Source organism: Bacteroides salyersiae, from assembly GCF_031172035.1.
Lineage (GTDB): Bacteria > Bacteroidota > Bacteroidia > Bacteroidales > Bacteroidaceae > Bacteroides > Bacteroides salyersiae.
Genome location: NZ_CP133452.1, coordinates 942,062 through 960,264, shown reverse-complemented (window position 1 = coordinate 960,264; position 18,203 = coordinate 942,062). Strand labels below are relative to the sequence as shown.

General features: G+C 36.1%; 8 protein-coding genes. 6 read left to right on the top strand and 2 right to left on the bottom strand.

The window, feature by feature from the left end; all coding sequences use genetic code 11:
* Nucleotides 1-77: 77 nt before the first annotated feature.
* Nucleotides 78-4,142 carry a hybrid sensor histidine kinase/response regulator transcription factor gene (locus RB604_RS03610; RefSeq protein WP_242498839.1) on the bottom strand — a complete coding sequence of 1,355 codons (4,065 nt, stop codon included), beginning with the start codon at nt 4,140-4,142 and terminating at the stop codon, nt 78-80.
* 324 nt (nt 4,143-4,466) lie between these two features.
* Here RB604_RS03610 and RB604_RS03605 point away from each other — a divergent pair, with 324 nt between their 5' ends.
* The gene (locus tag RB604_RS03605) at nt 4,467-4,823 is read left to right on the top strand and encodes a hypothetical protein (protein ID WP_229103591.1); all 357 of its coding nucleotides are present in this window, start codon (nt 4,467-4,469) and stop codon (nt 4,821-4,823) included.
* Entirely contained in the window at nt 4,706-5,233 is a 528-nt protein-coding gene (locus RB604_RS03600) for an IS110 family transposase (RefSeq protein WP_055293838.1), read from the top strand. Before RB604_RS03605 ends, RB604_RS03600 begins: the two co-directional genes overlap by 118 nt.
* Before the next feature lie 724 nt (nt 5,234-5,957).
* On the opposite strand, the gene RB604_RS03595 is transcribed toward RB604_RS03600, so the two are convergent.
* Nucleotides 5,958-9,965 (bottom strand): hybrid sensor histidine kinase/response regulator transcription factor, encoded by a 4,008-nt coding sequence (locus tag RB604_RS03595; RefSeq protein ID WP_055293836.1) that lies wholly within the window; start codon nt 9,963-9,965, stop codon nt 5,958-5,960.
* Nucleotides 9,966-10,457: 492 nt separating this feature from the next.
* Between RB604_RS03595 and RB604_RS03590 the strand changes: the two genes are divergently transcribed.
* Genes RB604_RS03590 through RB604_RS03575 form a run of 4 tightly spaced genes read left to right on the top strand, consistent with a single transcriptional unit; the run spans nt 10,458 to nt 18,160 of the window.
* Complete coding sequence (locus tag RB604_RS03590; RefSeq protein ID WP_070102080.1) at nt 10,458-13,715, top strand: SusC/RagA family TonB-linked outer membrane protein; 3,258 nt, start codon at nt 10,458-10,460, stop codon at nt 13,713-13,715.
* 12 nt (nt 13,716-13,727) lie between these two features.
* Entirely contained in the window at nt 13,728-15,638 is a 1,911-nt protein-coding gene (locus tag RB604_RS03585) for a RagB/SusD family nutrient uptake outer membrane protein (protein ID WP_007479670.1), read from the top strand.
* 23 nt (nt 15,639-15,661) lie between these two features.
* Nucleotides 15,662-16,507 (top strand): DUF3823 domain-containing protein, encoded by an 846-nt coding sequence (locus tag RB604_RS03580; protein ID WP_007479671.1) that lies wholly within the window; start codon nt 15,662-15,664, stop codon nt 16,505-16,507.
* 33 nt (nt 16,508-16,540) lie between these two features.
* Nucleotides 16,541-18,160, top strand: a complete 1,620-nt coding sequence (locus tag RB604_RS03575; RefSeq protein ID WP_055293832.1) for a T9SS type A sorting domain-containing protein — start codon at nt 16,541-16,543, stop codon at nt 18,158-18,160.
* Nucleotides 18,161-18,203 lie beyond the last annotated feature (43 nt).

Genomic DNA, 18,203 nt, shown 5'->3' with positions numbered 1-18,203 from the left:
AGCTATAAAAGATTAACTACTGTAACATACTATATATATACTGTAACATCCCTTTCTGGGTACTCTATGGCGCAATTCTAAGCCTCTGATTCCTTTGCCGGAGTTTCATGGCGTTCTCTGAATTCGGTAGGAGATACCCCGAATTTTTTCACAAAACAAATATAAAAATAAGAAGGAGAGGAAAAGCCTAAGTCGTAGGTAATCTCCGTAATTGTTTTGTTTGTATTCAGCAACTCCTTTTTTGCATTCTCCAACCGGACAGTTCTGATAAAGTCTCCGGAAGAGAGACCGACCAATGCTTTTAGTTTTCGGTGAAGATTCATGCGGCTCATTCCTACATAGTTTGCGATACTTTCTCCCTTGATATCCGGATCGGATATATTTTCATTGATATAATTAATAATCTTTTGTATCAGCATATCGTCACCGGACATTGCAGGCGCTGTTTCTGCGTCTGGTTTCTCACCGGACACAAGCGCTACTTTCTTCATGAATTTCTCTTTGACAACTTCTTGGTATCTGATCAGTTGCTCGATGCGGATTCGAAGATGACGGATATCAAACGGTTTCGGTATGTAAGAGTTGGCACCCACTTCCAGCCCGGCCAAGCGGTCTTCATGAGTTTCTTTTGCCGTCAGCAGGATTATCGGAATATGAGAAGTGTTTATATTCGACTTTATTTTTTCGCAAAGCTCTATACCGTCCATATTGGGCATGATGATATCACTGATAATTAAATCCGGAATAGAGTTTAAGGCACTCTTGAATCCTTCTATGCCGTCGGCAGCCGTATATACTTCGTATTCTTCGTGTAGTTCCATTGCAAGAAAGTCACGAATTTCGGATTCATCATCTACTACCAGAATCTTATATTTCTTAGTTGTTTCATTCTTTTCATCTGTCTTTTCCTCAATCACTTCTGTGTTTTCCTGTAAGGCTTCTTTGACAAATGTAACATAAGAATCGTCTTTCTCTTTAATATCGGCTATTTCTTCTTTGGAATAATTGGCCTTATCGAACGGGACGACAATGGTGAACCTGGAACCGACATTCAATTCACTCTCAACAGAAATATGGCCTTTATGTAATTCAACCAAAGACTTTACCAAGTACAATCCGATGCCTGAACCCGGATATACAATATTTTTGTCATTCAATTCAACTTGATAAAAACAATCAAATATTTTTTTCAAATCTTTTTTGTCGATACCGATACCTGTATCCGAGATCTCAATATGTAATAAGTCTCCTATATCAGTTTGCTCCACAAAGACATTCATTACGATCTCGTCATAATCCTTCACGTATTTAAAGGCGTTAGAGAGGATATTATACACAATTTTATCCATAAATTTGGGAGATACCCATCCAACCAACCGTTCCGCGCTTGTGTTAAAAACGAAATTTATGTTTTTGTCTTCTATTACTCCTTCAAAAGTATCTGCTATTTCCTTAAAGAAAGAAACTACATCCATTTCTTTCACCTTGAGTTTCAATTGGCCATAATCGATTTTCCGAATATCGATCACTTCGTTCACATTTTTGATCACACGCATTGTGTTCCTTTTGATAAGAGACAATAAATATCTCTTTTTGCTATCTGTTTCTCCAAGTAATAGTTTCTCCAACGGTGCCAGAATAAGGGTAAGCGGATTTTTCAATTCATGCGAAGCATTGGTGAAGAATTGTAATTTGGCCTGATACAGTTCTTTTTGCTTCTGCTTCTCCAGACGTTCATAGTTTATTTTATCACGGACTCTGATTTTCATCATAGCAATGTTCCAGCACATGTACAATATGATTAATAACAGGACAAAATAGATGATATAGGCCCACCACGTTTGCCAGAAAGGTGGTTTCACGAGGATATATAATGTACGTACATTGTCTTTGTCGAAATTTCCCGAAGGAGAAGAGGCCATCACCATAAAGCAATAGTTGCCGGGTTTCAAATTCCGGTAGGTGACGGAACGCATGGAGCCCACTTTGTTCCATTCTGTATCTACTCCTTTTAAGAAATAGGCATATTGAATGCGTTCCGGAGAAGAATAATTGATACCTAAATATTCGATTGTAAAGACCGATTCATCGTAATTCAGTTCTATTCTATCGGTAGAATTTATATTTTTGACTAAAGGAGATTTCGGGTTCTGTTCACTTCTGATTGTAACATGCTGATTAAATAACAGGAAATCGGTAAAGACAACAGAAGCCGGGGTTTTGTCTTTTGTGATAATGGAAGGATCGAAAATGTTCATACCTTCCGTACCGCCTAAAGCGATTACACCCGATCTCATGATTAGTCCCGAATTTTTCAGGAAACTGCCGGGTTGAACTCCGTCAGATGCACTATAGGAATCAAGTTCCTTGGTTTCTAAAGACATTTTTACGATATCTTTGTTGGTACCCATCCACAGATCATCGCCTACCAATATCAACTCTCGTACTATGGAACTGTTTAGACCGTTTGCTTGTCCGTATATGGTTAAAGAGTCGTTCTTTATTGTATACTCCCATAAGCCTTGCCCTTCTGTACCGATCCACATGTTTCCTTGTTTATCAAACAAGAATGAATTCACCAATACGTTTTTTAACCTGGAGCTAAACGGTTCCACATTTCCGGTTTTATAATCGTACTTGTACAAGCCGCCAAAAGTACCGATAATCAGGTAATCATTATGTTCTTGCAGTGCGGTGATGTGATTCCATTTGAGGGGTTCAATCACATGGAAAGAGTTCTGCTTCTTATTAAAGTAAGAGAGTCCGGCGCGTTGTCCCACCCAAATGTTTTTTCTGGAATCTTCATACAAACAGCTCAAATCGCTATGCATAAGTGAATGGGGATCATCTTTCTGATGGGTATAGTGAATGAACTGCTTGGTCCCATCTTTCATTCTATTCAGAACGCAATCATAGGTACCGATCCACAGATCATTGTCCGAATCAATCAATGAACATAAAGTTGCATCATCGCTTAAATTATATCCTTGGGTTTTAGACGTAATTTCTTTAAACGTATTATTCCGGATATCCCAATAGTTAATACCGCCGCCGTCGGTAGTAATCCAAAGATTGCCGTACTTGTCTTCGCTGAAAGAGGAAACATGTTTGTAAGACAAACTATTGGTCAAAAGGATATCGCTTGTGATATAATTAAATTTTTGTTTACGCTGATTTACAAAATTTATTCCTCCGCCATAAGTACCGATCCATAGATTGTCATTCTTATCGCTTAGTACCGATCGGATTGTCTTGTAGGATAGTCCGGTTTCCGTCTCCGATTCATAGTAGAATTTGGTGTCTGCTTTTTTTATTTCCTCATCACTCTCCTTTAGCTTAATGGAACATAGAAAATACTCTGTTCCAATCCATAACTGTCCTAACCGATTTTCCTCTATACAATTTACCTTCGCATTTTTCAGTTCATCCAATTCGATTAGTTCCGGCTCTTTTTTCCCTTTTACAAAGCGCATTAATCCTTTCCAGGTCCCTACCCAGGTGTCCCCATAAGAATCCCGAAAAATAGCTTCTATCTGGCTATCCGGGAAATTACGATTCTGTACACTATAATTGGTCACCGAACGTGTGTTTAAATGTACAATATCCAGTCCTCCAAAATGGGTACCTATATATAATAAACCCTCAGGTGATTCATACAGGCTCAGAACACGATCGTCGGATGCTTGATAATAAAGGCGGTTGAAGGATTCTGTCTCCGGGTCGAAAGAGTATACGCCATTTCCATAAGTTCCTATCCATAAACCTCCCTCTTTTCTTTTTATGATTGAATGAACGGAGTATAAATTGTTTTCGGACTGAAGTGCGTTGTTCTTTAAGATTTTATAGGTATCGGTTTCTACATCATACATCAATAGCCCGAAATTTGTACCGATATAGATACGGTTTTCATCACAATATATTTTAAGGGCCTGTTGGTTTGTAAAATCCAAGGAGTTTTCAAAAGCCCACCTGTAATTTTTAAAGGCAATACCGTCAAAGCGGCAGAAACCTTCATCCGTAGCACACCAAATATAGCCGTCCTTATCCTGTTTTATATCAAATACTTTACTACTGGATAATCCATCTTGTATACCAAATTTCTCAAAACGCTCATGAGCAAAGTAAGTTGGATTTGCATTCACAAACAATGAACTGCATAGGAGAAAGAAGTAAAATATAACCCGGTACATCATGTTCTTATTCAGTTTTTTAATAATAGTTTGTTAATCTGTGAGTTAACATATAAAAAGTAAGTCATGTACTGATAGCTTGCTGAATTTAAGGTTTCTATATTTTTAATTCATATGAAATAATACAGAACCTGACTTATCTTTTGAAATAATAAAAAAGCGTTTTGAATAAATTAAGGGCGAAGATAAGCAAATGGTATGAGAAATTTGTATTTTGGGGAGGACTTTTATATTCGAATGCTTCTTAGGAGGTGTTGGTTGTGATAGGAGAATGAAATGTTATTTGTAATCGGTGACCTGTTGCTTCGTCTTTGCAGCTTGCATGATGTGACCCTGTGTTTTGTTCCCGGTTATGAGATCAAGCACGTGCTCGGGCTTCAGCGTGGCAAATCCGATCCTCTCGACACCTGTCGTATCCGTGAATATGGCGAACGTTTTTATGACCGTTTACATCCCTGTTTCTATCATAGTGAGGAAATGTCGGAACTTCAGGAGCTGTATCGTACGCTTTCCTTGTGGAATCGCGTAAACGGCTGTCTACTTTCGACAAGGGCGATAATTGCAAGTCTTCCGTTTCCCAGACAGTTACCCGTTCGCGTAGTTCTATTCTTTCTCAGCTGGACGCTCAGATAGCAAATCTTGAACATGAAATTGAAGCGCTCATACAGTCTTTCCCTGAATTAAGCCGGAATTATCAGATTCTTATCTCTATTGTCGGTGTAGGGCCGGTGACGGGCTGTGAACTGATCATCAAGACGGAAAACTTCCGGAAGCTGGATACAGCCAGGAAATGCGCCTCTTACGCGGGCATTGCCCCTTATCCTAACGAATCGGGCACGAAGAAACATAAGCATAAGATATCCCCGATGGGAGACAAACAGTTGAAGACATTGCTTTTTCTGTGCGCGCGTTCGGCCAAGGATCATAATAAAGAGATGAGGTTGTATTTCCTGAAAAAATATGAAGTTGAGAAGAAACACTTTTTCGTGGTGATGAATAATATTGCCAATAAGCTATTACGTCTGATTTACAACCTGATATGAAAGCAACAATCTTATGACAGGGATTATATACAAAAAGACCCGAGATGTGTTGTGATTTCAGAAGTGAGTAAGTGCTGAAAAAAGAGATAAAGGAATCGTTTAAGAGATGAAAATTCACAACACTTAAACCATACTTCTAAAATGCTGTTTATCAATGAATTAATATGAGTGATTATTTACTCGTAGAGAATCGACTCATTCCTCTACGACAAACGCTTCGATTCTCTACGGGAAACGGAGGGTTTCTCACCGAGAAACAAGCCGGATTTTCATAAGACACGACAATTGGTATGAGTGCAAAAACAGAATCAATTACTAATTGTAATGAAAAAGAAAATGAAACAAGAAAATAAGATGCTTTTGCGATTAACTTTTATTGATGATGTATTTTGCGAAAAGATTTGGTTTTAATAGAGTATACGGCGAATAGGGAATTTATCGTAGGGAAATAAATATATAGTATATAATTTGTAACAAATGATGTGTGAAACTTAAGATTTTCTTTATTGTAATATGTTGTGAAAACTGAAGGATTTATTATTGGTGGTTATCAAATTGTTCATTTTACTACTGAAATGAAGAATGGCAAACGGTTATCGCTAAAGTGAATGGGAAATATTGAATGTATTAGGGGAAATAGTAGGAGAGATTGTATTAAGTTTATTATCAGAGTAGGTAGCTAATCTTGTGCAAAGATTGAAGCTACCTTGATTTTTTGTAATTATTAGTTTCTGATTGACGAACAAAATTCTTTGGGTAATACTCCAAATTGTTTTTGGAAGCATTTAGCAAAGTAAGACGAAGAGTTGAATCCTACAATGTAACATATTTCATTAATTTTATAATTTCCGGATTGTAGGAGTTGCGCTGCTGTTTTCAAACGTTCCAACTGGATATACTCATTAGGTGTGATTTGGGCGATACTTTTGATTTTCCGATGCAGGCTGGAACGACTCATATTCATTTCGCTAGCTAAAATATCTACATTGAACTCCGGTTCGGAGATGTTCTTTTTGATTGTTTCCGTCAACTTATCAAGGAACTTTTCATCTGCATTGCTCAATGCTATTGTTCTCGCTTCTACAAAAGGTGAGGAGGTGAATGCTTTACGTAGTTTTTCCAGGTTTGTCAACAGAGTCGCTATTTTGACTAAAAGATATTCTGTTGAAAAAGGTTTTTCAATATAAGCGTCTGCTCCAAGTTCGATTCCTTCGATTTTGGATTGCAGGGTAGCTCTTGCCGTGAGTAAGATAATAGGGATATGGCTATAATTGATGTTGTTTTTCAGCCTTTTACACAATTCAAAACCGTCTATTTCGGGCATCATAACATCACTAACGATTAAATTAACAGATTCTGTTTCGAGAATATCCAGTGCTTCTTTTCCGTTAGTGGCGGTTATGATTTTATAGGTATTCTGAAGCTGTTTACTTACGAAAGATAAAATTTCCGGATCGTCATCTATGACTAAGATCGTATTTTGATTTTCGGGTGTGGTTGCTAAATGCCTGTCCGGTATATTCGGAGAATCTTCAATGTAGTGCTTGCTTAGCTGGATTACGTTTTCCTGCGTAATAGGCAATTCTACACAAAAGCATATTTGATCCTCGTTTTTTAGGTATAACTTGCCTTTGTGTAATTCTGCTAACGAACGTGCCAAAGGGAGTCCGATCCCCGTTCCGGCTGTTCGTTGTCCGTTGTCCGTGTTTTTTATCTGAACAAAAGGCTTGAATATATCTTCTTCCATGTCTTTAGGAATCAAGGTACCGTCATTACTGACTGTAATCATAAACATATTAGGATTACTTTCCGGTTGAATATCTAATTGCGCGATAATATTAGACTGTGCATATTTGACGGCATTATTAAACAGATTGCTTAGAATTTTAGTAAGAGCTTCTTTATCCACCGGTGCATAGAAATCCTTTTCCGGAAGTTGTAGATTAAACTCCAGATAATTTTGTTTGGCGGTAGGTAAGAACCTGTTATATGTTTCTTTCAGAATCTCCGAAATATTGTAAGTCATGAAATTCAGGCTGAAACCTTTGGTCTCTGTTTTTCTAAAGTCTAACAATTGATTGGTTAGGTTTAATAGCCGAAGCGTATTCTGCTCCATAATATTGAGATTCTCCTTTACCTCTTTTTCATTTAAATCGTTTTTTTTGAGGATATTCTCCAAGGGACCTTTTATCAACGTTAATGGCGTACGTATTTCGTGAGCGATATTCGTAAAGAAATCAATTTTTGCATGATATAGTTCTTTCTCTTTTTCGGATTCAAGCCTTTCGAATTGAAGTTTTTGTTTATCTATCATCCGTTTTCGGAAACGATAAATTGAATAAATGATTAATCCGCTTGTCACTATAATATAGAGAATGTAAGCCCATGTTGATTTCCAGAATGGCGGATGTATTTGTACTCGGATGGATTTGGTCTCTCCGTTCCATTCTCCTTGGTAGTTGGATGATTTGACTGAAAATGTGTAACTTCCAGGCTTTAAATTTGTATAGGTCGCTACCGGATTATTAGAGTCGGTAGTGTACCACTCTTTATCGAATCCTTCGAGTTTGTACTGTAGTTGGTTGGTACCGGAGGTACTATAACCCAATGCTGCGAATTTAAATGCAAACGAGTTTTGATTATATTTTAAATCAAGTCGTTCGGTAAACGAAATGCTTGTTTTGAGAGGAGAGTCTTTGGCGTTAATATCAGCTTTTTTATTGAACAGATAGAATTCCGTCAGGACTACCGGTGGGTAGTATTTGTTTTCTGTGAACTGTCTGGAATTGAACGATATAAAGCCGTTTATACCACCCAAATAGATATCTCCATTTTGAGTCTTTATGCTGGAACAATAGTTAAACTGATTGTTTAATAAACCGTCCTGCGTAGTAAATATCTTGAATGTTTTATTGGGTAAATCAAAAAGAATGAGCCCCTTGTTGGAAGTTAACCAAAAAGTTTCGTTTTTGTCTTCAATAATTTGATAAATAACATCATTTGCCAATCCTTGTGAGATGTCATAATTAGTAAATATTTCTGATTCAGGATTGAATGAGCAAAAACCTCTTCCTTGCATGGTAAACCATAATCTTCCTTTGGAATCCTCCATAATACTGATTACTTTATTGTAAGGCAGGCAATTGCGAGCGGGTGTAGACTGTGCGGAGTAATTTTTCCATGTTTGATTTCTTGGATTATATTTAAAAACGCCCGAATTGTAGGTTGCGAACCATATGATTCCATTATGATCTTCCAATATGTCAAAAATGAAAATGCCGCCCATCTTTTCGATACGGGTGAAATCATCTTTGGCATGATTATACTTATTGAGTCCTGTAGGGGTCCCTATGTATAAATCTCCGGAGGATGTTTTACACATAGAATATATGTTGTTGTCATTCAACGAATTGGTACTATGCCCCATTGCATAATGTTTGATTTTATTTGAGTTTAGATCTAACGCATGCAATCCTTTGGAATAAGTTCCTATCCAAAGTGTATTATTATCCATACAAAGAGCGTGTATATTATGATAAAGTTCTTTGTTTTCAAATTTTCTAAATTGTTTAGTCGTTGGATTAAATTTGTTTAATCCTCCATCTTCAGTACCTATCCATAAATTCCCATTATTATCTTCGCAGAATTCACGGACAATTTTACCACTGAGACTGTTTTTATTACTGAGCGGATAGTATTTATCAAAATTAGTAAACTGTAAAGGATAATAGTCTATTCCTCCGAAATAGCTTCCGATCCAGATTCCTCCTTCATTGTCTTTGTATATGTCATAAATAGCATTATCGGACAAGGAGTAAACATCATCTCTATTATGTTCGATATGTTGTATTACTTTGTTTGCTGTATCATAAATATATATTCCACTTTCTGTTGCAATCCATAATTTACTGTCGGAGTATCTTAGAATATTTCTAACGAAAATATTTTGAAGGTGGTCAGGTGTGTTGGGAAGTATGTTTGTAACTGTTTTTGTAAGAACATTAATTCGTTTTAATCCTCCTTTGGAAGATCCTATATATAAATGATTATGATTGTCTGTCATTATTTTAAAAACATAGTCATCGGCAAATATATTTATATTGTTGCTGTCTGTAAATAGGTTGAATGTTTTGAAATTGTCGTTTGTGTAATACAGTCCTTCGCCTTTATATCCTACCCATATTGTATTTGTGTAGTCAATTTCAAGATAACTAACGTTATTAGGTTTTTTAATAGGATAATGTATTAGTTTATTGCCTTTGTTTTTAAAACAGAATATACCTTGCGATTCGACCACTATCCAAACATTTCCTTTACTATCTGAAGTTATTTTATAAACGGGTTGAGTGATTTTCGTTCCATCTTGACTGCTGGTACTAAAATAGCTGAAACATTCAGATTTTGGATTATAGATGTAAATACCGGCATCTGTACCTATCCATATTTCACCATTTTTCATTTCAAAAAGAGAATTGATAACATTGTTACCGAGTGATGTCGGATCATCATATTTATACTGGAATATTTTGAAAGAGTTTCCGTCGTATCGATTTAACCCATCTTTGGTGCCAAACCACATAAAACCTGTATGATCTTGCATAATACATAAGACAGAACTTTGAGATAACCCTTGTTCCAATCCTAAATGCTTGAAATAATATTTTTCTGTATTTCCGTAAAAATAAGAAATATCAAAGATGAAAAATAGTAGAAAGAACCGTAGATTATACATGGATGTTTATTGTTTAATATTGCTTTGGTAAGCAAAAATAGAGATAAGTTTTATATGTGCAATGCTTTGATAATATATTGTTTTCTTTTGACAGAATATTGCTGTATTTTACGTGTTACCCTCCCTACATTTGCAATATAAACAATCTGATTGGATGTTATGGGTAGTCATTTAAGTCGGGTGATTTTGTTTTAATTCCTCTATTTTGAGGCCCAAAGTGTCTTAAATCGATCTGCTGAAAAGAGAGTTGGCAATGTGTTTATGGATATAATATTGTAGAATGTTCAGAATATAGAATTTGATCGTTTTTCGATAAGAAATTTTTTATTGATTTATTTTTTTTGAGTAATAGTGTAAGAAATAGTATAATAATAACTTGAAGGAATTAGCAAAGAAACTTTTGTTTTTAGGAAGAAAATTATCCTAACGTTTTATTTTTTGCGCGTAACTTTGTAACAGATAATAAATCTATAAATAATTAAATCTTTTATTATGATAAATTATTCTATAATTAAAAAATGTCTATCGGTCCGACTATTCTGTCTGTTGCTTTTGATGTTTTCTGCAACAATCGTTTTTAGTCAGAAACGCACAATTAGTGGAAATGTTGTTGATGAAATCAAAGAACCTTTAATTGGGGTTACGGTTCAGGTTAAAGGAACAACGCAAGGAACGGTAACCGACCTTGATGGTAATTATTCCATTCTGGTGGATAATCCTAATGTTACATTAATCTTTTCTTATGTGGGGTATAAAAAGGAAATTATACCTCTAAAAAATCGTACTGTCGTTAATGTGACTATGCAAATGGACAGTGAAGTACTTGACGACGTGGTAGTGGTTGGTTATGGAACGCAAAAAAGATTATCTGTTACGGGTTCGGTCAGTAGCGTTAAAGCAACGGATTTGGCTCGGACATCAGCAACTACTACGGCAGCTGCACTTGCAGGCAAAGTACCTGGAATCACAAATCGACAAACAAGCGGTGAACCAGGAGTTGCTATGAGAATGGAGATTCGTAATTTAGGTACACCGTTGTATGTTATTGATGGTGTGATGAAAGATGAGGGGCAATTCAACAATTTGGATGTTAATGATATTGAAAGTATCTCTATCTTGAAAGACGGATCTGCAGCTATTTATGGAGTTAAGGCAGCTAATGGGGTTGTTTTGGTTACAACAAAAAGGGGAACGGTGAATGAGAAACCTACGGTTACCATTAATGGATACTATGGATTACAAAAATGGACTCGTTTTCCGGAATTATCAAATGCTTATCAGTATAAACGGGCTGTTGCTGAAGCTGATGTTATAAAGAATGGCGTGACTCCTAATTTGATATCCCGGGAGGATTTAGAAAAATATAGAACAGAGTATTATAATCCTGAAACAGGAGAAGATTACCGGAGTTTTGATTGGTATGATTTTGCCGTGAGAGACAACACTCCTCAAAAATATTTGAGTGTAAGTTCTCAGGGTGGGGGAGAAAAGACAAATTATTATTTGTCTATTAGCCGTATAGATCAGGATGCAGCATTTAAGGATTTTAATTTTAACAGAACAAATATTCAATTAAATTTAGATACTAAAATTGGTAAATATCTGAAAGTAAGTGCGTCAATGAATGGACGTATCGAGACACGGGAAAGCCCCGCAATTACTATGGATGAAAATAATTGTTATAAGAATGATTTCTGGTATCTGAGATGGGGAATTAGTCGTAATCTCCCGACAGAACGTCCTTACGCAAATGATAATCCTAACTACATAAATAAGATTATGAATGTGCAAAACAATCATGCATATGCTGATCGTGATATTGTAGGTTATGGAGATGATGTTTGGCGTGTATTTCAAGGAAACTGGGATATAGAATGGAATACTCCGATAAAAGGACTAAAAGCTCAATTCTTGTATTCATATTATATAGCTAATAATCAAGAAGAACGCTCTCGTAAATCTGTTCCTGTCTATACATATAATAGAAATATGGACAGCTATGAACAAGATGGTACATTGGCTGATGGTTCTGGTTGGTTAGAAAGATATTTACGTAAGAGACAACGTACGATTGAAGAAAACATGTATCGTTTTACCGTAAATTATGATAATAAGTTTGGAGAACATGCTGTTAGCGCTGTATTGGTTGGTGAAGCTACAGAGCGTTTTGATCGTAGTATGTTGATGGTAAATAATGCAATTGCTAGTAATGATCAAACATTGTTTTTTGACAAGGATGAAAATAATGTGATTCGGAATGAAGGATATTCGGTACGTCCTTCTGCGGGTTTTATAGGTAGGATTAACTATAATTATGCAGATCGTTATTTGCTGGAATTGTCTGGTCGATATGATGGGTCTTTTATTTTTCCCAGGAATAAGCGTTGGGGGTTCTTTCCTTCAGTTTCTGCTGGATGGCGTGTTTCTTCCGAACAGTTTTTTGCTAATTCAGTGTTGAGTAATTATATCAGTAATTTAAAATTCAGAGTTTCCTATGGTGAAATGGGAAATGATGATAATTATAGCAGTAATAAAGTTCTTGGTATTGGTGATTGGGATTATATGTATGGTTATAATATGAATGCCGGTACAGGTGTAATTGCTTCTGATCCTTTTATTTCTTCAAGTGGTAGTACTATTGGTTCTGTGTCTCAGCGCGGCATGCCTGTAACGAATCTTTCGTGGGTAAAATCTTCCATGCTGAATATCGGAGTTGATCTGGGCTTTCTTAATAATAGATTGACTCTGGAAGTGGATGGGTTTATGCGTAAAAGAAGCGGTTTGACTGATAGACGTGGTGATGTATATATTCCTTATGAAACCGGATATAGTGAAATGCCATTGGAAAATTTGAATACGGATAAGCATATAGGTATTGACGGTTTGATTAAATGGCAGGATAATGTAGGTAGAGAGTTTTATTATAGCGTCGGTTTTAACGCAACGCTTGCACGAAAGAAAAATGGAAATGTTTATGGCGAAAGGTTTGGGAATTCTTGGGAACAATATCGGAAATCAGGTCAGAATCGTTGGTCTTACGTAAATTGGGGATATGAAGTGATTGGTCGTTTTCAGACTCAGGAAGAAATTGATGCATATCCTGTAATTATGAATATAAGTAATGGGTCAGACCGTAATAAATTGGTTCTTCCGGGTGATCTGATTTATAAAGATCAAAATGGGGATGGAGTTATTAACGATTATGATAGTCGTCCCATCGGATATGCGGAAGGAGGTTTACCATATATGACGTATGGATTGAATTTAGCTTGTAGTTACAAAGGATTCGATATTGCGATTGACTTTGCTGGTGCCGCTTTACAGTCCTTCCAAAGAAATTGGGAAACTAAATGGCCTTTTCAGGCTGGTAATACTTTCAATTATATGGTGGAAGATCGTTGGCATCATGAAGATCCGTTGGATCCGAGCACTCCGTGGGTTTCAGGAAACTATCCTGCTTTACGCCCACAATCGGTAAATGCTTGGCATGTTTACTGTAATAATTCCACTTATTGGTTGACTAATGCTGCATATTTTAGAATGAAAAATCTGGAGATTGGATATACCATACCTCAGAAGATTACACAAAAAATTGCAATGCAAAAATTCAGGGTATTTTTTAACGGAACGAATTTATTTAGTATTGATAATACTTCAAAGTTTGGTTTAGATCCTGAAAACTCTGATACAAATGGGTTGGGGTATCCTATGGTAAGAGTTTTGACATTTGGTGCTACTATAACTTTTTAAAAACGATAAAATATGAAAAGAATGATTTTATATACTTTGTTAGTTTTCGTCGCGATAGGTTTTTCTGCTTGTGATGATTGGTTGGATAGAGAACCTAAAACTTTTATAGATGACGAAAAGGCATATTCCGGGAAAGAAAATATAACTGCTATCATTACTAATTTATATAATCGTTTGCCGGATACGGGTGCAATGTATCAGGGAACCGGTTACTTTACAGAACTTGATGAGGCCATGTCAGGTGTCGGGCAGAATGATTTGAAAGGATATGCAAATGGTTATTTGGAATATTATGACTATACGCTTATGCGTGATATAAATACTCATTTGTCTAAGCTGAAGAATGTTACAGTTTTGTCAGAGGATGAAAAGAGTTATTATATAGCCGAAGCGCGCTTTATACGAGCTTATGTTTATTTTGAGATGGTCAAACGTATGGGAGGGGTTCCATTAATTACTGATGTTATGGTTTATGATCCGAGTAAAGACATTACTACTTATGAGGTGCCTCGTAGCAAAGAATATGAGATTTATGATTTTATAGCTTCAGAATTAGATGAAATTTTGGATGACTTGAATTTACCTGCTATAATTCAATATAATAGAGCTTCTAAAGGTGCTGCTTTAGCGTTAAAATGTCGCGCGATGTTATATGCAGGGTCTTTAGCTAAATATAATTCTTTAATGGAAGAACCTGTTTCATTACCGGGACAAGAAGTTGGAATTCCTGTAAGTATGTCTGTGAAATATTATCAGGCCTCATTACAGGCGGCAAAAGATCTAATGGATATGGGAATTTATGGCCTGTATGATAAGGATGCTGATAAAAAGACGAATTTTTATAAATTATTCACAACATTGCCAAATGCAGGTAATAATGAATCGATTTTTATAAAAGAATATTTAGCACCTACAATTCTTCATTCATGGACTGCTTCAAATCTGCCTCGCAGTTTTACAGGAGGCGGAACATCGGGTACAGCAGTAAATCCTTCTTTAAATTTAGTAGATGCTTTTAAAAACTTGGATGGTACGGATGGAAAACTACAAGCATATGTTGATCCTGATCATGCGGATGAAACTTCCACAACCACTAATAAATTTGATAACAATCCGGAATCTTATTTATATTATGATAATATAGAAGATATTTTTCGGAACAAGGATAATCGTCTGTTTGCGACGGTTATGCTTCCTGGATCTACTTTTATGAATAAAGCTTTGGATATTCGTGCGGGAATAGCTTATTATAATGAAAAAAGCAAAAAACTGGTTTTTTATGAGCAGGGTAATAAATTGGATAATCCGAATGATTTGACAATTGACGGTGTTTTGATAACCGAAGCAAAGACTGGTTATGATGGACCTTCCGAGGCCGATTATATAACAAGAACCGGTTTTTATGTTCGTAAATATATGGATGAGAAAACTGAATCGGATGGTGGAAGCGCAGTTTCATTTATACGATATAGATATGGCGAAGTTTTGTTAAATGCCGCTGAAGCAGCATACGAATTAGGAGGTGCCGAAAACGAAAGTTTTGCATTGGATTGTATTAATCAACTTCGCGAACGAGCAGGTTTTACGAAATTATTGGAATCTCTGACGATTGATGATATACGTGCCGAACGGCAAGTTGAGTTGGCTTTTGAGGGACATCGGTTCTACGATTTGCGTCGTTGGAGAATTGCGGAAGATATTTGGAATGGAAATAATCAGTCAAAAACAGCCATGCTTTATGGTTTGTGGCCCTATAAGGTATATCGACCCGGACATGAAACTCATAATAAATGGATTTTTATAAGACGTTTGCCTGCCAAATTTCCAACTCCACGGAAATTTAATCGTGTGAACTATTATTCAGCTTTTAATGCTGATGTTTTAACTAAAAACTCAAAATTAGTAAAAAATCCTGGACATTAACTTTCATCTAAAAAAAGAAAAATATGAAAACGAAAATATCTATATCACTTTTAGTTCTAACAGTCATTTTGTTGTGTGCATCTTGTGAGTTTGATAATTATGATGAGCCTAATGTGATGTTTACCGGTCGTTTAGTTGATGGAGACCAAGTGTTGAATACAAAACGCGGAATAGTGTTTAAACTATTTCAATATAGAGAAGATGGATTTATTTCCGCGGGTAGCACATGGATTAGTGTATATATGGATCAAGAAGGGAACTTCTCGTCTTTATTATTCCCGGGACGTTATAAAATGGTGGTAAATACTAATAATGGTGATATCGAGGATGCTGACATATATTCGGCTTATACGTGGAAAGATTTTGCTCCTGTAAGTAAAGAAACAGGATTATTGGATACTATTTATGTCATGTTGGATAAGAACAGGACTATGGAGTTCCAGGTATCTCCTTATTATAGATTTGAAAATGCCAAAGCCTTTTTTCGTAATGATTCTATAATAACCAATTTTTCAATTAGAAAGTTAGTTGATGATGAAGCTTCAACCCTTGATCTTAGCATGCGTAATGTTTCACTTTTTGTAAGCCCTACTATGCATATCAACTGGAATACAGAATCGTTTGTAAATATGTCTAAAAAAGTAATAATAGCATATAAGGATTTAAAAACAGGAGAAGCGACAGATGCATTGGAGTTAGGTTATCCACTTTCTAAATATTATTCGAATGATTCTTATGTCAATAACTATCGTAATTATGCTTATCTGCGTTTAGGTATTTCTACCAATGCTTTTGGTGGTGTTTATAATTATTCTTCGATATTGAAAGTAGAAGGAATACCAGAAGATGTAATTAAAAAATACAAATGATATTGTTGTTTTACTTATTAATAATTTAATATTATGATTATGAAAAAAAGTGCATTACTTTTAACTTTAGCCTTATCGGCTTCATCATTGTTGGCTCAGCAACCTGTTAGTGGTGCTATCAGTGATATTTTGGAATTGCAGCCGGCTTTTAGTTTTGATTTAACTTTTGTAGGTGAATCTGGAGTAAGAGGATGTGTTGGAGATTTTAACAATGATGGGATAGACGATTTCATTGTAACGGGTTTGCATAATGTGGGTACTGATACGGAAAGGGTGATGAAAAGTTTCTTCCGCGTTTATTTAGGACAGCGGGAAGACATACCTTTGTTGGCCTATCAGGACGATGATTTTGGTTTGGGAGGAAACGGCTCTGTTGATTGCGAGAAATTTCCTGATGGTTCGTGGATGGTTGCTGTTCAAGGAGGTACCGATGGTAACTGGACTAATCCTTTTAAAGCTTATATTTATCAGCTGACAGCGGATGAAACTACGGCTACATTGAAAGATCTGGCTTATCTGGATCGTGGAACAGGAAGAGGAAGCATCCGTATATTGGATGTCAACAATGATGGGCGATTGGATGTTTTCCAGCATAGTTGGATTGCCAATGCTTCTTGGGATGCCTTTGCAATTATAAATGAAAATCTGGATGACACCAATGAGTTTTTCGAGATGGATGTAGATAAACATGGGATCAGACCGGCAACTAATACATTTGCAGTGAAAGGTGATATTGATGGGGATGGGAAAATTGATATTTTGTTACCTATTCAAGGAGTAGGACTCTTTGCTTATATAAATAATGGTAATGGAACATTTACTGAAATTTTGGTGACTCCGTTTGCTGTAGCCGATCGTGAGGATGGCATTAATATAAGGAAAGAAGAGGATGGAACTCAAGCAGATTTAATGGATGTGGACAATGATGGCAAGCCGGAAATTGTAATGGCGGGAACAGTTGATAATACAGGTGGTGATTGGAAATATATTGTGAAAATCTATAAATACAGCGATGGCGCTTTTACGGAAATTCCTGCAAAGAATAAAAATGGTGAAGCTATTGAATGGTTAGGTGGACAGCGTGGCGATTTTGCAATTGCTGACTTTGATGGTGACGGTAATCAAGATTTTATTTTAGGAGTTGAGAATCAAAATTCTGATAAGGCATGGGGTTGCCGTACTTATTATTTTAGTGGTAATGGCGATGGAGGCTTTAATGAAATAGAGTGTACTATGTCTGAAGATAATACGAGTGAAGGGATTGCACCGATGTGCAGAAGAGCTCAATTTGGGCAATTCTTGGTTGGTGATTTTAATGGTGATGGAAAACCTGATTTAATTCAGGCCGGAACAACTTATTATGCAAAATTAGGGGATGTTAGATTCTATGCAAATGTTTCGAAAGGTGGAGGAAGCTCAATTAAAAAAGAAAGTTTATCTTCTGTTTCTATCAGTGTACAAAACAAAAACCTTTATGTTAATGGTGCTTCTGGCACTATGATAACTGTATTTGATTTATCAGGTATAGTTTATAAAACCTTGAAGGTTGTTGACGATAGTACAATTATTCCATTGGGGTTGAGTACAGGAATTTATTTTGTAAAAGTAGTTGTGGAGAATAATACTGTAACTGAGAAAATAGCTATTAAATAGTTTGTGACAAAAAAGGTGGGTATCTCGATTGCAAAAAAGGTAC